Below are 20,613 nucleotides of genomic sequence, written 5' to 3' on the forward strand. Positions count from 1 at the left end.
TGAAAGCCGACGACGCGCTCGCCGCGCCGGAAACCCTGCTCCATCTGGATGAAGTAGAAGGTGCCGCGGTAGTCCTCCGACTCGACCTTCCACGCGATCCGCTCGAGGGGCGTCGGCGGCCGGTCGAACTCGCGCGCGATCTCGATGCCGAGGTCCGGGTGCCTGAAGACGGCGTAGTCGTCCACGGTGATACGGCAATCGGCGGCGACGAGGTCGCCCCCCTCGACGACGACGAGGGGATTGATCTCGGCCGATCGCGCCTCCACCGACTTCGCTGCCCGGGCGAGGGCGGTGAGGGTGGTCGCGGCCTTCACGAGGGTGTCGCCTTTGAGGCCCGTGCGGCGGATGGCGTTCCGCGCGGCGTGATCGGTGAGCCCTTCGACGACGTCGAAGGTGATCGTCGCGAGGCGATCGGGGTGCGACCGCGCGATCTCCTCGACGCCGGTGCCACCGATCGACGAGAAGATCGCCGTGAGGGCGCGCGCGCCGTCGTCCACGATGACGCCGGCGTAGAACTCGTCCTTGATCTTCAGCCGCTCCTCGACGAGGAGCGAGTCCACCGTGAAGGCGCCGATCTTCAGGCCGAGGATCGAGCGGGCGGCGGCTTCGGCCTCGTCGGGGGTCGCGGCGAATTTGATGGCGCCGAGCCCCGCCCGGCCGGTGGTCCAGGTCTGGGCTTTGACGACGACCGGGCAGCCGAGCGATGCGGCGGCGGCTCGGGCCTCTTTCGCGGACGTGACGACCTGACCCTTCGGAACGGCGATGCGGTGTTTCCTGAGGATGGCCTTGCCCTGGTGCTCGTAGAGCTTCGCCAAAAGGGTCCCCCGGTGCGCTCGCGGAAGCCATGTGGCGAGCGATCGACACGCTAACGCGGGTGGGGGATCAAGGCAAGAGGCGGCCCGCCTCGGCCGGCCTACCTCTTGATGGGCTTGTCGGGGGAGCGGTCCTCGCGGCGCCTCAGGCCTCCGCGCCGGCGGTCCGGGCCGGTGTAGCCGGCGTCGTCCGCGATGCGCCGGTCGACGCCCGTGCGGCGGTTGTCGGTGTGGCCGTTTCCCTTCTCGCCTTTGGGAGTCATTCAGGTTCTCCCTAGTTGTTGCTGGAGTGCCTCGGCCGGCGGAAGGGGAGGAGCGAGGCGCCCGAGAGGTCCTTCGACCGCCGCTCGGTCTTCTCCGCCGCCAGCCGCTCGTCCGCCGCGAGGATCATGCTCTCGAAGGCCTCGCCGTCGAGCGAGTACGTGGCGTGGCCGATGCTGATCGTCGTCTTCACCCGGCGGCCCCCGCGCCCATCCACGCCGAACTCGTCGACCGCCTTCTTGATGCGCTCGCCGATCTGCATCGCCTCCTCGCGGCCGACGTTGGGGAGGATGGCGACGAACTCGTCGCCGGAGTATCGCACGCACGTGTCGTGGTCGCGAAGCACGGTGCGGATCAGCTTCGAGACGCCGATGAGGTACCGGTCGCCGGCCGGGTGGCCGAACTCCTCGTTCACGCGCGCGAAGCGGTCGATGTCCATGACCAGCACCGACAACAGCATGCCGGTGTCGCGGGCGCGGGTCACCTCGTGCTCCATCGCCACGAACATGTAGCGCGTGTTCGGGAGGCCGGTGAGGGCGTCGGTGAGGGTCGCCTCCTGCGTCCTCTCGAAGAGGAGGCCGTTCCGCACGGCCTGGCCCACCTGGCGGCCCACCATCGCGAGGAGGCGCTCCTCGTCGGCGGCGTAGGGGTTCGATTCGGTGTCGTAGAGCGTCAGGACGCCGATCAGCTCGCTCTCGGCCATCAGCGGCGCGACGACGCACGAGGTGAGGGCGGCGATCTCGGGGCGATCCTTGATCGCCTCGAGGTCGGTGCGCGCGCCGTGGCGGATGCCGGCGTCGGGGGGCGGGGCGCCGACGAGGGTGCGCCGCTCCATCGCCGCCCAGCCGCTCGGGCCCACCCCCAGGGGGATCTCGAGGGTGCGGAGCTGGTCCGCGCCGGTGCCCGCAGTGAGGCGCGGGACGAGGACGCCGTGCTCGCGGTCGAGGACGAAGATGGCGCACGCCGAGTAGTGGAAGAGGCTGCCGAGGCGCCCCGCGATCAGCGCGAGCGACTCCTCGACGTTGAGCGCCTTTCCGAGGGCCTGGCCGATCTCGTGGAGCGAGTAGATCTCCATCGAGGACGACGCGATGGTGTCGAGGACCGTCTGCATCGGGCGCGTAGGCTCGGCCGTCGGATCGGCCGCCGCGTCGGCCTCGACCGGCGCCGCGGTGGCACCACCCGCGGTCACGGCGTCACGGCCCGCGGCGTCGTCGCCGGCGAGGAGGTCGTAGCTCTCGATGAGGACCTTCACGACCCTCGGATCGAAGAGGGTGCCGGCCTTCTCCTCGATGAACTGGAAGGCCGCCTCGCGATCGACCGCCATGCGGTACGAGCGCTCGGAGGTGATCGAGTCGGCGGCGTCCACGACCGCGAGGATGCGGGCGCCGAGCGGGATCTCGAGCCCCGAGAGGCCCGACGGGTAGCCGGTGCCGTCGTAGTGCTCGTGATGGTGGCGGACGAGCGGGGCGACGTGCCGCGCGAAGGGAACCGCCTCGAGGATGCCCGCGCCGGTCTGCGAGTGCACCGTCATCTTCTGGTACTCCTCGAGGGTGAGGCGCCCCGGCTTCGAGAGGATCCACTCCGGGACGGCGATCTTGCCGATGTCGTGGAGGAGGGCCGCGAGGTCGAGGTCGGCGAGATCCGCCGCGCTCATCCCAAGGCGGCGGCCGACTCCGGCGGCGAGGCGGCGCATGCGCTTGAGGTGGCGGGCCGAGGTCCGGTCCTTCGCCTCGATCGCGAGGGCGAGGGCCTCGATGATCTCGATCGCGCCGTCGGCCCTCTCGAAGGCGCTTCGGGAGTGCGCGCGCGTCCGCGCCATGGCGGCGGCGAGCGGGGCGGCGACGGCGAAGGGGGGGACGAGCCACAGCGAGACGGGTCCGAGCCCCCAGATGCGGACGGCCTGGGCGGCCGCGAGCGCGAGCGCCGCGCTGACGGCCGCGGAGGCGGCGGTCGGCGCGAGGGCGATCGGCGCCCGCGAGCCCGCCGTACCGCGCTCCTCGAGGTAGCGAGCGACGAGCGCGGCCAGGATTCCTCCGGACGCGAGCACCGAGCACGTGGTCAGCGTCTCGGCGAAGTTGAAGGAGCCTCGCTGCTGCGGCTCGCCGGGAATGGCGTAGCCGGCGAGATCGGCGATGAGGAGACCGAGCCCCATCCCCGCGAGGAGGGACGGCAGCCGCGCGAGATCGATGCGCACGTCGGCGTCGCTCATCTGGGGGGGGCGAAAGGCGGCGACGAGCGCCGTGGCGATGGCCAGCGCCGCCGCCATCGGCAGCCCGTACAGGATCAGCGCCGCCGCGATGAGCGGGAAGGTCGAGGGGAGGGGGGAGAGCCCCGGGAAGGTGAAGGGGAGGAAGCCGCCGACGAGGGCGAGCCCCGCGAAGGCGAGGCATCCCGCGAGCGAGAGGGCCGTCGCGTCGAAGTTCCACACGCTGAAGGGGAGCCAGGGCCTCACGGGATCGCTGATGAGGATCCCCTCGAAGGCGAGGAGCGACAGGAGAAGCGCGAGGTGGTTTCGACGCGTCGTCATGCGGGCCGCAGGGCCTTCCTCATCGGAGTGATTCGCCCGGGGCCCGGCTCGTGACCCACTCACCGAACCGGACCCCGGGCTCTCTTTCCCCGAAGACGCCCCCTCCCCCCGTTATGGGGCCCTGCCGGAGGGAAGCACCTCCAGGGATCTCGTGAAACCTGTTCGTCTCCCGTCGGCCTCAGTTCTGCCAGATGAGGCCGTTCTGCCAGATCAGCCCGTTCTGCCAGATGAGCCCGTTCTGCCAGATCAGCCCCGCCCCCGACGTGCACGAGGAGGTCGGGGCGCCGTTCTGCCAGATGAGGCCGTTCTGCCAGATCAGCCCGTTCTGCCAGATGAGCCCCTCTCCGGTCGCGCAGGGATCCAAGAGGAAGCCGTTCTGCCAGATCAGGCCGAGGTTCCAGGCGGAGGGATCGCCGTAAAGGTCCGAAGGGGCGTCGAGCGTCACCGTCCCGCCGTCCGAGTGCACGGTCGGGGAGGTCGCGGGGCCGGCCGCGCGCGTCGCGGTGATCGCCGCGGCGGTGTCGAGCGCCCCCGCGCCGCGGTCGTAAATCGACGCGAAGGGGAGCCGGCGGGCGCTGGCCATGATCCGCGCCTTCACGCCGTCGGGATCGAGGGAGGGATCCGACTCCAGCATCAGCGCCACGGCGCCCGAGACGACGCCGGCGGCCATCGAGCTGCCGCTCATCATGAAGTAGCGCGGCTCGAGGGACTTTCCATTCGGGCCGCCGCCGATCGAGACGCGCGCCTCCGGGTGCTGGACATCCAGGGAGGCGTGGACGGCCCGGAGCGAGACGATCCGGTGCCCCGGCGCGACGACGTCGGGCTTCACGGTCAGATCGAAGAGGGAGGGGCCGCGCGAGGAGTACGGCGCGATCCAGTCGTCGGCGGCGTCGAGCGAGAGCGCCGCCGGCTCCATCACCGGATGGCCGAGCGAGAGGTTGATGACGCGGATGTTGTAGCGGCCGCGATTCTGGATCGCCCAGCCGATCGCGTCGATGACGTCGCTGACGTCCCCCTGGCCGTTCCGGTCGAGGACGCGGAGCGAGATGATCGAGGCGCGCGGCGCGACGCCGCCGTACTCGAGGCCGGGGGCCGTCGGATCGGGCCGGGCCGCCCCGGCGATGCTCCCCGCGACGTGCGTGCCGTGGCCGAACTCGTCGTCCGACTTCGGGGAGTTGGGCTGCAGGAAATCGATGAAGGCGGCGACGTTGGGGAGATCCTCGTGGGGATCGACCCCGGAGTCGATGACCGCGACGCCGATGCCGGCGCCGGTCAGACCCGACACGCGGCGGGCTTCTTCGGCGTCCGAGCTGGTGAGCGTCGTCGCCATGAGCGTGGCGACCTTTCTGTCGGGGACGATGCGGCGCACGGACGGGTCGGCGGCGATCGCGTCGAGGGAGTCGAGCCGCACCGACGCCGCGAAGCCGTGGACGACGGGAAGCTCCTTGCCCGCAGCGCCGCCGAGATCCTGCACCTTCTGCCGGGAGCCCGAGGTGGCGCCGCCGGTCGTGAGGACGAGGACTCTCTGCTGATCGGCGCCGGCGCCGTGCGCGCGCGTCGCGATCAGGTCGGGCGAGAGCTTCGCCCCCGCGGCGACGGCGACCTGCGACATACAGAGGAGGGCGATCGCAGCGAGGGCCGCCCACGCACGAGCGGGGTGCCGATCGGGACGCGTGCCATGCTCTGATCGCGAGGGCATGTGATCTTCTCCCGAGGACGCCTGTTTGCCAATGCGAATTGTGCTCTGTTGAATAGTATGCGAGGCACTTTTTGCATCGTCAAACCAAGAAAATCACACACGGAAAAGGCAACACAGTATGGGCAAGCCGGCCGATTCGCCGAATACGACTTCTCGTAAATTGTTGCAGATGATGGATTAGTTCTTGTGAGGCGTGCGACGGCGCCTTCGCGGACGAACCCTAAACTCACGACGATCCCGTGGATCGGCGTTTGACCGTGAATATGCAGCGGGGTATAGTGCGGCTATTACGAGGAGAGAAGCTCGACCATGCGGAAAGGGGAGGGCATGTATTCGACCAACGAGCAGGTTTCGCGGAAGGTCTACCGCTCGCTGAAGACCCCCTCCGACGACAACCGCAAGAGCGATCCGATCCTCGCCTTCCACTTCAAGGGACGACAGGATTTCATCCTCGTGCGATGCAACAAGGTCCCCGAGGTCAGCATCAAGGGGAAGGATCAGACGGCGGGCGAGGTGAAGTTTTTTGCCTACAGCGATTTCGCCGACTATGATGCCGACGACGTCATCTTCAAGCTCAAGGACGAAGTCGAACTCATCGAGCTGTACCGCAAGGGCGCCATCGAGGCCCTCTCATGGAACACCTGGCCGGAGTTCACACGTTGGCTCGACACACTCGACGAAGACGGCGTTCAGATCTCGTTGAAGCTGCCCTGCCTCGTCTACCGCGCCGTGAAGGACAAGGAGCCCTCGATGCAGAATTTCATCGTCGAGGCGATCAAGCGGGGACTGAAAGTCGACTGATCGCGGCCGGGCGGCTCCTCGCCGCCGGCGTCGCGCTCGCCCTCTCCCTCGGCGCGGCCCCCGCGATTCTTCCCCTCTCCGAGGTCCACGCAGGCATGAAGGCGGTCGTGCGCACCGTCCTCCAGGGGGAGACCATCGAGGAGCTTCCCGCCGAGGTCCTCGGCGTGATGGAGAACTCGCTCGGGCCGGCGCAGAGCCTCATCCTTCTCCGCGTCGACGGCGAGAGGGCGGCCTTCACCGGCGTCGCCGCCGGCATGAGCGGAAGCCCCGTGTACGTCGACGGGAAGATCATCGGGGCGCTCTCGTACCGTCTGGGCCAGTTCACCAAAGAGCCGATCGCGGGCGTGACGCCGATCGAGTACATGCTGGGCCTGACCACCACCCCCCCTCCCGGAAACGCCCGCGCCTCGGGCTCTGGCGCGTCACCTTGGGGCGCTTCGCCGGCGGGTGAGGGGCCCTCCCGCGCCGGAGCCTTCGCCTCATCCGCGACCGACGCGCAGGCGGCGTGGGGGGCGGGTGAATCGGTGATGACGCCGATCGAGACGCCGCTCGTCGTGACGGGCGTCCCCTCCCGAATCGTCGACAGGTTCCTGTCGCCGCTGCGCGCGATGGGGGCTGTGGCCGTGGCGGGGGCGGGGGGCTCGGCGCCTGCGGGCGCCCCCTCCGGGGGGAGACCGCTTCGCGCGGGAGACGCAATCTCGGCGCAGCTCGTCCGCGGCGATCTGAGCCTCGCCGCCACGGGGACCGTCACGTGGGTGGACGGCGACAGGGTGCTGGCGTTCGGGCACCCCTTCCTGATGTCGGGGGCCGCCGGCTTCCCGATGGCGCGCGCGGAGATCTACCACACGCTCGCCTCCCTCGCCTCCTCGACGAAGCTCGCGCGGATCGGCGAGACGATCGGGACGTGGGAGCAGATTCGACTTCCCGGCCTCTACGGCGTGACGGGGCCCGTCCCCCAGATGATCCCGATGACCGTCACGGTGAAGTCGCCGGGGGGGCGGACCTCGAGCTTCCGGTACGAGGTGGTTGACCACCGCGACTGGACGCCGAACTTCGTCGCGGTCAGCGTCGCCGGGAGCCTCGTGAACACGCCGGCCTTCAGCGACGAGGCGACGCTCTCGGTCACCGGGCGCGTCGAGCTCGAGGGGCACCCGACCGTCGTCATCGAGGATCTCTACACCGGGATGGGGCCGCAGGCGTCGGCCGCGATCGCCGTCGCGGCGGACGTGCAGGGGATCTTCGGCGCGGTCTTCCAGAACAAGTTCGAGGCGCCGAAGGTGAAATCGATCTCGCTGGTCGCCGAGGGGGTCGAGGAGGGGCGCCTCTCCACGGTCGAGGGGGTCTGGCCGTCGCGCGGCGAGGGGGCCCCGGGCGAGACGATCCAGTACCACGTGCGCGTCAGCTCGTTCCGCGGCCAGAGCGTCGTGAAGACATTCGCCTTCACGATCCCCGAGAACACGCCGCGCGGCGACCTCCAGGTCTACATCGGCGGCGCGTCGTTCATGGTCTCCGCCGAGCGCCAGATGCTCGCGCGCCAGATCGGCGGCGCCGAGGATCTCGACCAGATCATCGGCATCGTGAACAAGCTGCGCACCAGCGACGCCCTGTACGCGAAGGTGGCGCGGAGGCTTCCCGGGGCCGTCGTCCAGAGCGAGATCCTCCCCGCTCTGCCTCCTTCGGTGCTGACGACGCTCCGCTCGAACCGAAACTCGGGGGACGTCGCGCCTCTGACCGAGGCCGCGATCTGGGAGAGCAAGATCCCCCTCCCGTCGATCGTCTCCGGCGGCACCACGCTCACGCTCAAGGTCCGCTGACAAACCACGCGAGGCTCAATTCATGAACTCGACCCGCCGAATCCATCTCCCGCTCGTCGTCGCCGTCGCGGCCTTCGCGGCCGCCGCGCAGCTCTTCAGCGTCACGCTCTCGCCGGCCGCCGCCGCGCAGGCGTGGTACCTCCGGACGCGCGCAGATTTCGGCGACGCGCGCCTCGAGTCCGTGGCGCTCTCGCCGGAGGGATGGTTCACCCTCTCGCCCGCCGTCGATCGTCTCGCCGAGGCGCCCGCTCCGTTCCTCTGGTGCGCCGCGATCGGCCCCGACGGCGCCGCGTACGTCGGCGGCGGGAACTCCGGCCAGGTGTTCAAGGTGGGGAAGGCCGGGATGGACGTGGTCTTCGACGCCCCCGAGGTCGAAGTCCACGCAATCGCCTTCGACGCGCAGGGGCGGCTCTACGCGGCCAGCTCGCCGCACGGGCGCGTCTACCGCGTGGCGGCCGGCAGGGAGCCGGAGACCTTCTTCCAGCCGGACTCGACGTACATCTGGGCGCTGGCCTTCGACGGCGCGGGGAACCTCATCGTCGCGACCGGGCAGCCCGCCCGGATCTTCCGGGTGACGCCCGCTGGGAAGAGCGAGACGCTCCTCGAGGGTCGCGAGGAGCACATCCGCGCGCTCGCCGCAGACGGCCACGGCGGCTTCTACGCGGGGAGCGATCAGGGGGGCGTCGTCTATCGCGTGCCGCAGGAGGGGGCGGTCTCGGTCCTCTACGACACCCCCGCGCGCGAGATCTCGGCGCTCGCCGTCGTCGACGGCGACGTCTACGCGGCCGCGCTCGCGGCCGGACCGCGGGGCCGCTCCGGCCCCGAGCCGGGAAGGGGACCGGTGACGCGCGTCCGCGTGACGGCGGAGGGGGGCGGCGACACGCCGGACGATGCGGAGCCGCCGCCGGAGACGGCCCAGCCGCAGCCCCAGCGGGGGCAGCCTGCCGAGAGCTACACCGGCGCCATCTTCCGGATCTCCGCCGCCGGGTACGGGCGCAAGATCTGGGAGTCGCGGGAGAACGTCCCGCTCTCGCTCGTGCCGCTTCCGGGGGGGCGGCTCCTCGTCGGGACGGGCGACAAGGGGAAACTCATCTCCCTCACGCCGACCGGCGACGCGAGCGAGCTCGCGACGCTCGAGGCGTCGCAGATCAACGCCTTCGCCGTGGGGCGCGACGGCGCCGTCTTCGCCGCGACGAGCAACCTCGGCGCCCTCTTCCAGGTGAGCCGCGGGTACTCGAAGACCGGCACGATCACGAGCGCGGTGCGCGACGCGGGGTTCGTCTCCCGATGGGGGGCCCTCTCCTGGACGGCCGACACCCCCTCCGGGACCGAGCTCGCGCTCGACGTCCGCACGGGGGACACCGAGGACCCCGACTCGACGTGGTCGCCGTGGTCGAAGCCGTACGGCGATCCGCGCGCGGCGCTCATCGATCGCCCCGACGCGCGGTATCTGCAGTGGCGCGCGACGCTGAAATCGACCGGCGACGCCACCGCGCTCCTGAAGGCGGTCGAGGTCCACTACCTTCCCCGAAACATGCCCCCCGAGTTCGAGAGCCTCGACGTCCTCCCTCCGGGTGTCTGGCTCCAGTCGAACGGGCAGGTGCCGCCGGTCGGGGACGATGCCTCGGACGCGCCCCGAAGGCCGACGCCGCCCAAGCGCGGCTTTCAGCGCGGGATGCGATCGGCCGCGTGGAAGGCGACCGACGCCAACGGCGACCCCCTGCGCGCCGAGGTGCAGTTCCGGGCCGAGGACGAGACGACGTGGAAGACGCTCGAGTCGAGCGTCGACGAGGATTTCGTCTCCTGGGACTCCACGGCGATGCCCGACGGCGTCTACCGGCTGCGCGTCGTCACCTCCGACGCGGCGGCGAATCCCGCCGGCCGTGGGTTCACCGCGCAGCGGGACTCGGGCCCCTTCGACGTGGACAACACCCCCCCGGTCGTCGACAACGTCCGCGCGCGCGTCACCGGAAAGATCGCCGAGATCACGGCGACGGTCACCGACACCTTCTCCGTCGTCGGCGAGACGACCTCCTCGGCGGACGCGGGGGACTGGGTGCCGCTCCTTCCCGAGGACGGGATCCCGGACTCGAGGCGCGAGACGTACCGGTTCACGACGAAGGATCTCGCGCCGGGGGAGCACTCCGTCGTGATCCGGTCGAAGGATCGCGCCGGAAACGTCTCCTCGGGGAAGGTGGTCTTCAGGGTGCCGTGACGGCCGGGCGCCCCTTCGCCAGCTTCGAGTGCTGGAAGCCGTAGAAGAAGTAGATGACGAAGCCGATCAGGAGCCAGATCGCGAAGCGCCTCCAGGTGATCCACGGCAGGCCGTCCATCAGGTAGAGGCAGCACGCGATCCCCGCCAGGGCCAGGTCGGTCTTCATCCACTCGGCGACCTCGATCCCGCGCACCTTCCGCATCGCCGCCGCGACGTTGAAGGAGAGCCCCGTCACCGCCACGACGGCCACGCCCACGCGCAGCCACGCGGCGACCTCGGTCAGCGTCGCCATGCCGTAGAGGACGACGAGCCAGAGCGGGAAGAGCGGCACCCACGCCATCCTGAACGGGCGGACACGGGTCGGATCGGTCGCGCGCAGCACGACGACCCCCCCGCACACGAGCACGAACGCGAAGAGCGTCCCGATGTTCGTCAGGTTGACCATGTCCTGGAGCGTCGTGACGGACGAGAGCACCGCCACCAGGACTCCGGTCCAGATCGTCGTCACGTGCGGCGTCTGGAACTTCGGGTGCACGCGCGCGAAGTACGGGGGGAGCAGCCCGTCGCGGGACATCGAGAAGAAGATCCGCGGCTGGCCCATCTGGAAGACGAGGAGAACCGCCGTCAGCGCGATCACCGCGCCGAACGAGGTGAGGCCGGCCGCCCAGTTGAGGCCGCGCTCGGAGAGCGCGAAGGCGAGGGGCTCGGCGGTGGTGAGCTTGGAGGCCGGGAGCATCCCGGTGAGCACCGCGGCGGTCGCGATGTACAGCACGGTGCAGACGACGAGCGAGCCGATGAGCCCGAGCGGAAGATCGCGCTTCGGGTTCTTCGTCTCCTCGGCGGCGGTCGAGACCGCGTCGAACCCGATGTACGAGAAAAAGACGATGGCCGCCCCGGTCTGGACCCCGGCCCATCCACCCGGCATGAAGGGGGACCAGTTCGCCGGCCGCACGTAGCGGAACCCGACGGCGATGAAGAAGAGGATGATGAGGATCTTCAGGCCGACGATCACGTTGTTGACGCGGCTCGACTCCTTGATGCCGAGGACGAGGACCCACGTCAGGAGCCCCACGATCACGAAGGCCGGGACGTTGAGCACGACCGGCCATCCCGCGATGGAGGGGGCGGACGCGATGAGCGCCTTGCACATGTCGAGCTGCCCCGGATCTCCCGTCGCCGCCGAGGCGACGCCGGCGAGCAGCCGGTGGCACCCGAGTCCGGTCTGGATGTCGGATCGCAGCCACATCGGGATCTGGAGCCCGAACCCGCCGATGAACTCGTTGAAGTAGCTCGACCACGAGATCGCGACCGCGACGTTTCCGATGGCGTACTCGATGATGAGATCCCACCCGATGATCCACGCGACGATCTCGCCGAGCGTCGCGTACGAGTAGGTGTAGGCCGAGCCCGAGATGGGGATGAGCGAGGCCAGCTCCGCGTAGCAGAGCGCGCAGAATCCGCAGGCGATCGCCGTGAAGATGAACGAGACGATGATGGCCGGGCCGGCGCCCGGCCGGTTCGCGTCCCCCGCCGCGGCGGTGCCGACGGTCGCGAAGATTCCGGCGCCGATGATCGCGCCGATGCCGAGCGCCATGAGGTCGAACGCGGTCAGCGTCCGCTTGAGGCCGCCCTTCTCCGCCTCCTGCAGCAGATGATCCAGGCTCTTGGTGCGGAGAAGGCCTCGCAGCATAAGCGGCAGATACTACACGTTCGCGGGACAAAAAAAGAGGTCGGAGTTCGATGCCGGGTTGGGGGAGTGAGTCAGGGAGGAGGCCATGACTCTGGGGGGTTCGGCGATCGAGGGCTCCGACCTCCTGGCTCATCTGAATCAGAGCCTCTTGAAGTCGGGGGGGCGTCGCGGGGGGTTTGCTGGGGGGACCTCTCGGGGGAGGAGGGTCCGCGGCGCCTCCCGATCTCTGCAATGTAAAGAACGATGTCGTGCGGCCGGGTCGTCGGTGTCTCTCGTTCGAGTGTCTCAACCGGCTCGATTCCAATGACTGCAGGTCGCGTGCCAGAGGCCGGTCGAGGCCGTTCCATCTTTCCCCTCCGTGGCTTCTGGAATCTCTTGCAGCACAAGGACTTTCCGGTGGGTCTGGCGACGGCCTGGCGACGTGCCCCGAGGACCGTCGCCGTCGTCCCCGGACGAGGGCAACCCGGATCAGTTTGTGGGACACGATGCGCGGTTGCGGGACGGTCCCCGCCGGGTGACTCGCGCGCGGCGACCGCCCGCGGGCGCGGCCGGCGCCGCGCCGCGAAGGCCTCCGATAAAGTCGCGCTGCGCGCGGTGAATCCATGAGAGATCATCATATTGATGTGCCAAGACTCCCCGGAATCGGCTATTATGGATCCCGTCTCGTCCGTATCCCGTGTCACGAGCCACTCACTTCAGCCATTGAGGAGCCCCAGCATGCCGACCGCGAGCAAGACCACCAAGAAGCCCAACGCCGCGTTCATGAAGCCGATGCAGCCCGACGACATGCTCGCGACGGTCGTGGGTTCCAAGGCGATTCCGCGCACCGAGGTCACCAAGAAGCTCTGGGCCTACATCAAGAAGAACGGGCTCCAGGATTCGAAGAATCGTCGGATGATCAACGCCGACGACAATCTCAAGCAGGTGTTCGGCGGCAAGAAGCAGGTCAACATGTTCGAGATGACCAAGCTCGTCGCCAAGCACCTCAAGTAGTCGCCGCCTCCTTTCGATCCCGCCGCGGCCCGGAACGATCGTCGCGGCGGGGTCATCCCCGCCATACCCCGAATGGTCTCTAGAACCGAGCGGCTCTACCAGCGAGACGCGTTCCTGACGCGATTCCAGGCCGCCGTTCTGGACGCGATCCCCGAACGCTCGTCGCCGGCGGAGGACTCCGCCCGCCTCGCGATCTCACTCGACCGGACCGCGTTCTACCCGACGGGGGGCGGCCAGCCCCACGACACCGGATGGCTCGCGGGCCTTCCCGTCGTCGACGTGCGCGAATCGGAGAGCGGTCCGCTACACGTCGTCGAGCTGCGGGACGCCGGCGGGCGTCCCCACGGAGCCCACCTCACCGTCGGCGCGACGGTGGAAGGGGCCGTCGACTGGCCCCGCCGCTTCGATCACATGCAGCAGCACAGCGGCCAGCACATCCTCTCCCGCGCGTTCGTCGACGTGGCCTCCGCGCCCACGCGCTCGTTCCATCTCGGCGAGGCGATCTGCACCATCGACGTGGCGCTCGCGGAGCCCGACCCGGACGTCATCCGCGCGGCGGAGGCGCGGGCGAACGCGATCGTCTGGGAGGATTGCGAGGTGCGCGTGCGCGAGATCGAGGGAAACGAGGCCGCGGCCGCCGGAGTGAGGCTGAAGCCCGGCGATCCTCTGCGGCTCATCGAGGTGGGCGGCTTCGACTCGACCCCGTGCGGCGGCACTCACGTCGCGCGGGCCGGGCAGATCGGGCTCATCGGCGTCCTCGCGTGGGAGAGGTGGAAGGGGATGTCGCGCGTCACGTTCGCGTGCGGAGGCCGCGCCGCGCGCGCGCTGCGCGAGTCGCACGACGCCGTGTCGGGGTGCGTCGCCCGTCTCTCGGCCCGGCCCCACGAGCTCGCGAACGCGATCGATCGGCTGCTGCTCGAGCGGGAGGAGATCTCCCGGCGCGCCCGGGCGCTCGGGGAGATCGTCGCCGCGCACGAGGCCGCGGAGATCGCCGCGACGGCCCCCCGCGCCGGAGGCTTCCAGATCCTCAGGCGCTCGTTCACTCCGGCGGAGCGGAGCGTGGACGACGCCCTCGCGCTGACCCGGCTCTTCGCGTCGGCGCCGGGGCGGCTCGCGGTCGTCTCGGTGGTCGACGGCGCGACGGCCACGCTCCTCGCCGCGCGATGCGACCGCGAGGAGGCGCAGGGTCCGAAGCCGCCGAAGATGGGGGACCTCGTCAGGGAGATCGCCGCCTCGCTCGGCGGGCGCGGCGGCGGGTCGGTGACCCAGGGGCGGGCCGGCGGCATTCCCGCCGCGCGCGCCGGGGAGGCGATGGACCGGGTTCTCGCCGGCCACGGCGCCGGGCCCGGCGACTCCTGAATGCGGCCCGCGGCATGACGGGCACGGGTCGGGCGGCCCGCTGGCTCCCGGCGCTCGCCGGGGCGATCGCCTTCGTGGCTCTCGCCTTCACCGCCGCCTCCACCAAGTCGGCCACGTACGACGAGGGAGTCCATCTTCTCGCCGGCTACCGGATCCTCACCGCGTCGGACTGCGAGTTCAACCACGAGCACCCGCCGCTGATGAAGGCACTCGCCGCGCTCCCGGTCGTCATCACGGGCGCGGCGGCGCCGCTCGATCCGTGGACGTACCGGCGCGAGAGCGACGAGTGGGCGCTCAGCCACAACTGGCTCTACCACGCCAACGACGGGGATCGCCTGCTCCGGCTCGGCCGCCTCCCGATCGCGATCGCCGGCGGTCTCCTCGCCGCTCTCGTCGCCGCGACCGCCCTTTCCGTCGCGGGGCCGCTCGGCGCCGCCGCCGCGACGGGGGCCGCGGGCGCCGCGGCTCTCCTGTTCGCGATGGAGCCGAACCTCCTCGCGCACGGCGCGCTCGTCACCACCGACATGGGGATGACGCTCCTCTTCTTCGCGGCCACGATCGCTTTCGAGCGCTGCCTGCGCTCGAACGGCACGGCGGCGCGCGCGTGGGCGGGCGGGGCCGGCGCGATCTTCGGCCTCGGACTCCTCGCGAAGTTCACGGCAATCCTCCTCGGCCCCTGCTTCGCGGCGATGGGGGCGGCCTCCATCGGGCTCGCGCGGGCGCGGCGCGGTGCGTGGCGCGAGCTCGGGATCGCCCTTGCGATCGCCGCCGGGGTCGCTCTCCTGGTGCTGAACGCGGGGTACGCGTTCCACGGGTCGTTCTCCTCGCTCCGGTCGATGAAGCTCGAGAGCGACTCGATGCGCGAGCGCGCGAAGGGGCCCCTCGGGGCGATCCCCCTTCCGGCGCCGGCCTCTTGGATCTCCGGCTACGACCACGCCGAGGCGGGAGGGCAGCGATGGTGGTCGTATCTCATGGGGATGCACTCGATGACGGGCTGGCGGGGGTACTACCTCGTCGCGCTCCTCGTGAAGACGTCGATCCCGCTCCTGGCGCTGGCGCTGTCCGGCGTCGTCTTCGCCGCGCGCGGCGCGCCGGAGACGCGGCGTCGAGCGGCGATCCTCTGCATCTCGCCGGTCCTGCTCCTCGCGGCGTTCACGGTCTCGGGGAGCCTCAAGAACATCGGCCTCCGGTACGTCCTGCCGGTCTATCCGTTCCTGTGCCTCCTCGGCGCGCTCGGCGCGGTCGCGCTCTGGCGCCTGAAGGGGCGCGCGGGCCGCGTCGCGGCGGCCGTCCTCCTCGTCTGGGCCGTCGGGGCCGAGGCGCGCACCTACCCCGACCAGCTGACGTACTTCAACGAGATCGCCGGCGGGCCGGCCGGAGGCCGGTGGTGGCTCCTCGACTCGAACCTCGACTGGGGGCAGGACCTGAAGGGGCTCGGGGCGTGGATTCGGGCGCGGGGCGTCTCGAAGATCTTCGTCGACTACTTCGGGAGGGCCTGCCCGCGGGCGTACGGCGTCCAGTCCACGAAGGATTTCGAGGGAGGGCTCCTCGCGATCAGCGCGACGAACCTCGAGGGGGTCTACCGCGAGGAGCGCGGCCGGTACGATTTTCTGGCGGGGGTGGCGCCGGTGGCCACGATCGGCCACTCGATCCTCGTCTACGATGTCCCGAGGCCGGAAGGGTGGCGGCCGTTGCCCGGTGGAGCGCTGGAATGAGCGGCAAGAGGCGAAGGAACGCGCCCGCGCCGGCCGGGGCCCCGCCGCCTGAAGCAATGCCCGGTCCCGCCATCGCCGAGGGGGCGATCGCGTGGTGGTCCCTCCCTCTCGGCATCGTCCTCGCGCTCGCGGCGATCTTCCGCATCGCGTATTTCCTCCAGTACCGCGCGGAGTCGGTCTTCTTCGACGCCCCCTTCCTCGACGCCTTCATCTACGACTCGTGGGCGCGCCGCATCGCGGCCGGCGAGTGGTTTCCGAAGGACGCCTTCTACTTCGCCCCGGGGTACCCGTACGCGCTCGCCGTCTTCTACAAGGTGATCGCCGCAACGGTCGGCGCGGCGTACGCGCTCCAGATGGCCCTCGGTCTTCTGAACATCGTCCTCATCCGGCGGCTCGCGGCGCTCGCCTTCGGCTCGCGGGTCGCCGACGTGGCCGCGGCGCTCGCGGCGCTCTACGCGTCGTTCCCCTTCCTCGAGTCGAAGCTCATGTCGCCGACGCTGAGCCTGAGCCTCCTCCTCGCCGCGCTGACGATGCTGGTGGGCGCGACGTCGCGCGGCGGCGCCCGGAGGTGGGCGCTCGCCGGGTGCCTCCTCGGCGCGACGTCGCTCGTCAGGCCCGAGTCGCTTCTCGCCGCCCCGTTCGTCGTCCTCTGGATCCGGCTCTGGGGGGGGCGGGCCGCGCCGGGGGCGAAGGGAACCTCGTGGCGGATCGCCGCCCTCGCGCTCCTCGCCGGGTGGGCGATCCCGATCCTCCCCGTCACGCTCCACAACGCGGCCCACGGGGGAGGGTCGACGCTGATCTCGTCGCAGGGAGGGATTACCTTCTACCAGTCGAACAACCCGCGGGCGCGCGGCCTCTACGTCTTCCTCTCGAAGGAAGGGTTCAGCGGGGCCCCCGAGAGGCAGGCCGAAGAGGAGAAGGGGATCGCCGAGAAGGCTCTTGGCCGGCCGCTGACGCGCTCCGAGGTGTCCTCTTACTGGTTTTCGAAGGGGCTCGCGTTCGTGCGCTCCGATCCGGGACGATTCGCCTGGCTGGTCGGGATGAAGTTCCTCCGGTTCATCGGGTCGTACGAGTACTCGACCGAGTACATCCTCTACGTCGAGCGGGAGCAGGTGTGGCTGCTCTGGCTTCCCTTCGTCCCCTTCGCGCTCCTGGTGGCGCTCGCGGCGCCGGCGATCGCCCGGGCGCTCGGCGCCGCGTCGTGGAAGGCGACGATCGCCGGCGGCGCGCTGGGGCCGGGCGCGTTGAACCCGGCCGGCTGGCTTCTCCTCATCGCCCTCGCCTCGAACCTCGCGACCGTGCTCATGTTCTACGTGTCGTCGCGCTACCGCCTTCCCTCCGCCCCGTCGCTGATCGCCTTCGCAGCCTGCACCGTCGTCGCCGGCTGGGACGCGTGGCGCGGCGGGCGGCGCGGCGCGGCGGGCGCTCTCGCCGGAATCGTCGCGGCGGTGTTCCTCCTCGCGCACTTCGAGAGGGACGACAGCGCCACGATCCAGGAGGCGAACGTCCACTACAACTCGGGTAACATCTGGGCCGGGAGGAAGGAGCCCGAGCGCGCCGTCGCGGAGTACCGCCGCGCGCTGTCGATGGACGACTCGCGGTACGAGACGTGGTTCAATCTGGGGAACAGCCTCAGGGATCTGGGGCGGCCGCAGGAGGCCGCCGACGCGTACGGGCGGGCCGCGGGGCGGCGCCCGCAGTTCTGGAACGCGCACCTGCGCCGCGCTCAGGCGCTCGAGGCCGCCTCCGACTGGGCGGGAGCGAAGGAGTCCTACGAGAAGGCGGCGGCGCTGCACGACGGGGAGTTCGACGTGGAGCTGGGGCTGGGGCGCGTCGCCGCGCGGATGGGGGATCGCGCGACGGCGCTGCGGCACCTCGATCGCGCCCTCCAGATCCGCCCCGGAAATCCAGCGGCGGCGGCCGAACGCGGCAAGCTCTGACAACGCTCGAAGGGAGGTCGTGACGTGAACGCTCTCGACATCGCTCTCCTGGTCGTCGTGGCGGCCTTCATCGTGTACGGCGCCTTCAAGGGGCTCGTCCGGCTGGTCCTGGGCTCCGTCGCGATCGCCATCGGATTCGGCCTGGGATGCTGGTACCACGCGCCGGTCGAGGCGGCGATCTCCGGCTGGATCCACGAGGAGCACGTCCGGCTTTTCGTCGCGTTCGGCGCCGTCTTCGTCGCCACGCTCATCGCCTTCTCGATCCTCGTCTGGTTCATCACGAAGACGCTCGAGGCGGTGCATCTCCGGTGGATCGATCGCCTCTCCGGCGCCGGGCTCGGCCTCGCGATCGCGGCGCTCCTCGCGGGGGCGGTCCTCGTCCCGCTGACCGCCTTCCTCCCGGCCGACAGCACGCTCGTCTCGGGATCGAGGATCTCCCCCTACATCGTCAGGATCTCGGCCGCGGTGAAGTCGATCGTCCCCGAGTCTCTCCGGAACCGTTACGAGGAGGCGCGAGCGCGGATGGCGGCGGCGGGGAAGGGGATGCTGCCGGGGGGCGGCGACGTGAAGCCTCTTCCCGGGGTCCCCGAGGTGCTCAAGGGTATCGAGGGGCTGAAGGGAGCGGCGGCGAAGGGGGCGGACCCGGCGAAAACCAAGGACCCCAACGGCTAGCGGCCGACCGCCTTCTCGATCTCGGCCACGACCAGCGCGAACTCCTCGGCGAGCGGACTTCCTCCCGCCTCGCGGAAGGCCTTCACCAGCTCACCGTAATTCCAGAGCGTCCCGTCCTTCCCCCCCTTGAACCGGGACCAGATGCCGTCGCCGTGCCGCCGGTAGTCCATCAGGATCGAGCGCGCGTTGTGGAGCTTGTCGGCGGCCGACACGCGGAGGACGGAGGGGGAGGCGGTCTTCAGGTGCTCGATGTACTTCGCCTTGCGCTCCCGCCACGGGGGCTTCGGAGTCGAGACCGAGTCGGAGCACCCCTCGACGATCGCCCCGACGCGCTCGCCGAAGCGCGCGCGGATCTCCTCGAGGGTCTTCATCCCCCCCTGGTCCTCGACCGCGTCGTGCAACAGCGCGGCGATCGCCTCCTCCTCGTCGCCGCCGTCCTCGAGGACGAGCGCGGCGACCGAGAGAAGGTGCGAGAGGTAGGGGGTCTCCGTTCCCTTGCGAAGCTGCGTTTCGTGCAGCTCCGAGGCGAAGGCGAGCGCCTCCTGGAAGCGGGCTCCGAGCTTTGGAGAGCGGGCGGACGGTGAGCTCAAGTTCTCCTTTCCATGAGGGGCGCGATCCCTCGATCCCGATCCATTCTGGAACGCGGCCGGCCCCCCCGCAACGGCGTCAGCTTCCGGGCTCCCGCTCGGAGGCGGCGAGGGTCGCCTTGATCCACCCGGCGCGCGGATGGTTCGGGTTGTGGCCGAGCGTCTCCCGGAGGTGGAACTTCATCCTCGGGATGTCGCCGAGATCGCGGTAGATCAGCGCGAGGCCGTAGTTGGCGTCGGCGAGATCGAGATCCCCCGGATGCGGGTTGGCGTCGAGGGCCGCCTCCACGACCCTGAGAGCCTCCCGGGGCCGCCCGGATCGGTGGAGCGCCTGCGCGTAGAGGAGGCCCAGCCGCAGCTGCCGCTCGTCCTGCGCTCGCGCGCGTGAGAGGACCGCCAGCGCCTCGGGGACGCGGTTCGCGTCGAGGAGCGCTTCGCCGCAGGCGACCAGCACGTCGAAGCCGATGTCGGCGTCGGGGGCCGCGATCGCGGCGCGCTCGATCCAGGCGAGCGCCGCGGCGTCGTCCCCGCCCGCGCGCTCGATGCGCGAGCGCGCCTCGTACGCGCCCATCAGGATTCCGTAGTACGAGGCGCCCAGCGGCGGGCGCGACGGATCGCCGGCGGGGGCGACGCCGTGCCCACCCGCGCCGACGTGGCCGCCTCGCTCCCGATAGATCGACTCGAGGAGGCCGATCGCCCGATCGGATCGGGGCCTCGCCTCCGCGGCCCGGCCGGCGCGGGCGAGGAGGCTCGAGAACTGCGATTCCGATTGCCCGACGTGGAGGGGATCGTTCCCGGCCGGCAGCATCGCGACCGCCAGGGCGATCGCGGCCGCCGCGAAGGGCGCCACCCTGCGGAGGAACGATCCTCCACGGAACAGATGCCCCGGCAGCTCGACGATCGCCTCGCCGGCGAAGACGGCGAGGAGAGGGACCAGCGGCAGCCTGAACCGCGCGAAGTTGAAGAAGAGGAGGACCGACCCCGCGTACCCCGCCGAGAGGAGATAGAGAGGCAGGGCCTCGCGCCACACGCCGATCGAGAGGACGATCCCCGCCGCGCCGAGCGCGAGGAGGGGCGCCCAGGTCGGCAGCCAGCCGAGGAAGGGGATGAAGAGACGATGGTGGTAGAAATTCTGGTTGTCCGGAAGCTCGTAGTCGTTGAGCAGGATCCTGAGCTTCGTCAGCTCGAGCGCCGCGGCGTCCGCGGGGTGCGCCGCGATCCAGCGGAGCCCTTCGCCCAGCCAGTAGCTCGAGGCCTCGCGGCGCGTGACCTCGTGGCCGAGCCTCCGGGCCGCTTCGGCGCGAAAGTCCTCGTGCTCGACGACGCTCGTCGCGCGCACGAAATCCGGCGGCGAGTACTTTCCGTCCGCTGCCGGGTTGTTCCCGATGTAGAAGACCTCGCCCCCCCCGGCGGTCAGGAGCACCCATTCCCCGGAGACGTACCGGTTTCGCGCCGTGACGGGGAGGACGGCGAGCGCGACGCCGGCGGCGAACGCGAGAACGCGGATCGCCCCCTCGGCCGCGCGCCC

15 protein-coding genes are annotated in these 20,613 nt (G+C 70.6%); 8 read left to right on the forward strand and 7 right to left on the reverse strand.

The window, feature by feature from the left end:
• From HY049_16850 to HY049_16865, 4 genes are all read right to left on the reverse strand, one after another.
• On the reverse strand, nucleotides 1-815 hold an 815-nt coding region (locus tag HY049_16850), incomplete at its 3' end, for an acetate--CoA ligase family protein (GenBank protein MBI3450566.1).
• 98 nt (nucleotides 816-913) lie between these two features.
• The gene (locus tag HY049_16855; GenBank protein ID MBI3450567.1) at nucleotides 914-1,075 is read right to left on the reverse strand and encodes a hypothetical protein; all 162 of its coding nucleotides are present in this window, start codon (nucleotides 1,073-1,075) and stop codon (nucleotides 914-916) included.
• Between the two features lie 11 nt (nucleotides 1,076-1,086).
• Nucleotides 1,087-3,600 (reverse strand): diguanylate cyclase, encoded by a 2,514-nt coding sequence (locus HY049_16860; GenBank protein ID MBI3450568.1) that lies wholly within the window; start codon nucleotides 3,598-3,600, stop codon nucleotides 1,087-1,089.
• Nucleotides 3,601-3,778: 178 nt separating this feature from the next.
• On the reverse strand, nucleotides 3,779-5,299 hold the full coding sequence (locus HY049_16865) for a S8 family serine peptidase (GenBank protein MBI3450569.1): 1,521 nt from the start codon (nucleotides 5,297-5,299) through the stop codon (nucleotides 3,779-3,781).
• Between the two features lie 309 nt (nucleotides 5,300-5,608).
• Here HY049_16865 and HY049_16870 point away from each other — a divergent pair, with 309 nt between their 5' ends.
• From HY049_16870 to HY049_16880, 3 genes are all read left to right on the forward strand, one after another.
• A complete protein-coding gene (locus HY049_16870; protein MBI3450570.1) occupies nucleotides 5,609-6,100 on the forward strand; it encodes a hypothetical protein in 492 nt (163 codons plus the stop codon).
• Nucleotides 6,101-6,195: 95 nt separating this feature from the next.
• Nucleotides 6,196-7,914: a hypothetical protein gene (locus tag HY049_16875; protein MBI3450571.1), complete on the forward strand. Its 1,719-nt coding sequence runs from the start codon at nucleotides 6,196-6,198 to the stop codon at nucleotides 7,912-7,914.
• 22 nt (nucleotides 7,915-7,936) lie between these two features.
• Nucleotides 7,937-10,129, forward strand: a complete 2,193-nt coding sequence (locus tag HY049_16880; protein MBI3450572.1) for a hypothetical protein — start codon at nucleotides 7,937-7,939, stop codon at nucleotides 10,127-10,129.
• Here the strand turns inward: HY049_16880 and HY049_16885 are convergent.
• Nucleotides 10,116-11,819 carry an amino acid permease gene (locus HY049_16885; GenBank protein MBI3450573.1) on the reverse strand — a complete coding sequence of 568 codons (1,704 nt, stop codon included), beginning with the start codon at nucleotides 11,817-11,819 and terminating at the stop codon, nucleotides 10,116-10,118. The genes HY049_16880 and HY049_16885 overlap by 14 nt on opposite strands.
• A 621-nt stretch (nucleotides 11,820-12,440) precedes the next feature.
• On the opposite strand from HY049_16885, the gene HY049_16890 reads away from it, so the two are divergent.
• From HY049_16890 to HY049_16910, 5 genes are all read left to right on the forward strand, one after another.
• Entirely contained in the window at nucleotides 12,441-12,812 is a 372-nt protein-coding gene (locus tag HY049_16890; GenBank protein MBI3450574.1) for an SWIB/MDM2 domain-containing protein, read from the forward strand.
• 72 nt (nucleotides 12,813-12,884) lie between these two features.
• Complete coding sequence (locus tag HY049_16895) at nucleotides 12,885-14,171, forward strand: phosphoesterase (protein MBI3450575.1); 1,287 nt, start codon at nucleotides 12,885-12,887, stop codon at nucleotides 14,169-14,171.
• Nucleotides 14,172-14,185: 14 nt separating this feature from the next.
• Complete coding sequence (locus tag HY049_16900; protein MBI3450576.1) at nucleotides 14,186-15,886, forward strand: hypothetical protein; 1,701 nt, start codon at nucleotides 14,186-14,188, stop codon at nucleotides 15,884-15,886.
• Nucleotides 15,887-15,942: 56 nt separating this feature from the next.
• On the forward strand, nucleotides 15,943-17,826 hold the full coding sequence (locus HY049_16905; GenBank protein ID MBI3450577.1) for a tetratricopeptide repeat protein: 1,884 nt from the start codon (nucleotides 15,943-15,945) through the stop codon (nucleotides 17,824-17,826).
• Nucleotides 17,827-17,850: 24 nt separating this feature from the next.
• The gene (locus HY049_16910; protein MBI3450578.1) at nucleotides 17,851-18,498 is read left to right on the forward strand and encodes a CvpA family protein; all 648 of its coding nucleotides are present in this window, start codon (nucleotides 17,851-17,853) and stop codon (nucleotides 18,496-18,498) included.
• Here the strand turns inward: HY049_16910 and HY049_16915 are convergent.
• Both HY049_16915 and HY049_16920 read right to left on the reverse strand, forming a co-directional pair.
• Nucleotides 18,495-19,088 (reverse strand): HD domain-containing protein, encoded by a 594-nt coding sequence (locus HY049_16915; protein MBI3450579.1) that lies wholly within the window; start codon nucleotides 19,086-19,088, stop codon nucleotides 18,495-18,497. The two genes, HY049_16910 and HY049_16915, sit on opposite strands and share 4 nt — an antisense overlap.
• A gap of 76 nt (nucleotides 19,089-19,164) precedes the next feature.
• The coding region (locus HY049_16920; GenBank protein ID MBI3450580.1) for a tetratricopeptide repeat protein at nucleotides 19,165-20,613 on the reverse strand (1,449 nt) is incomplete at its 5' end.

This window comes from Acidobacteriota bacterium (assembly GCA_016195325.1).
Classification (GTDB): Bacteria; Acidobacteriota; Polarisedimenticolia; order JACPZX01; family JACPZX01; genus JACPZX01.

Coding starts and splice junctions, on each gene's coding strand:
- HY049_16855 (MBI3450567.1), bottom strand. CDS start 1,075: ATGACTCCCAAAGGCGAGAAGGGAAACGGCCACACCGACAACCGCCGC.
- HY049_16860 (MBI3450568.1), bottom strand. CDS start 3,600: ATGACGACGCGTCGAAACCACCTCGCGCTTCTCCTGTCGCTCCTCGCC.
- HY049_16865 (MBI3450569.1), bottom strand. CDS start 5,299: ATGCCCTCGCGATCAGAGCATGGCACGCGTCCCGATCGGCACCCCGCT.
- HY049_16870 (MBI3450570.1), top strand. CDS start 5,609: ATGCGGAAAGGGGAGGGCATGTATTCGACCAACGAGCAGGTTTCGCGG.
- HY049_16875 (MBI3450571.1), top strand. CDS start 6,196: ATGAAGGCGGTCGTGCGCACCGTCCTCCAGGGGGAGACCATCGAGGAG.
- HY049_16880 (MBI3450572.1), top strand. CDS start 7,937: ATGAACTCGACCCGCCGAATCCATCTCCCGCTCGTCGTCGCCGTCGCG.
- HY049_16885 (MBI3450573.1), bottom strand. CDS start 11,819: ATGCTGCGAGGCCTTCTCCGCACCAAGAGCCTGGATCATCTGCTGCAG.
- HY049_16890 (MBI3450574.1), top strand. CDS start 12,441: ATGTGCCAAGACTCCCCGGAATCGGCTATTATGGATCCCGTCTCGTCC.
- HY049_16895 (MBI3450575.1), top strand. CDS start 12,885: ATGGTCTCTAGAACCGAGCGGCTCTACCAGCGAGACGCGTTCCTGACG.
- HY049_16900 (MBI3450576.1), top strand. CDS start 14,186: ATGACGGGCACGGGTCGGGCGGCCCGCTGGCTCCCGGCGCTCGCCGGG.
- HY049_16905 (MBI3450577.1), top strand. CDS start 15,943: ATGCCCGGTCCCGCCATCGCCGAGGGGGCGATCGCGTGGTGGTCCCTC.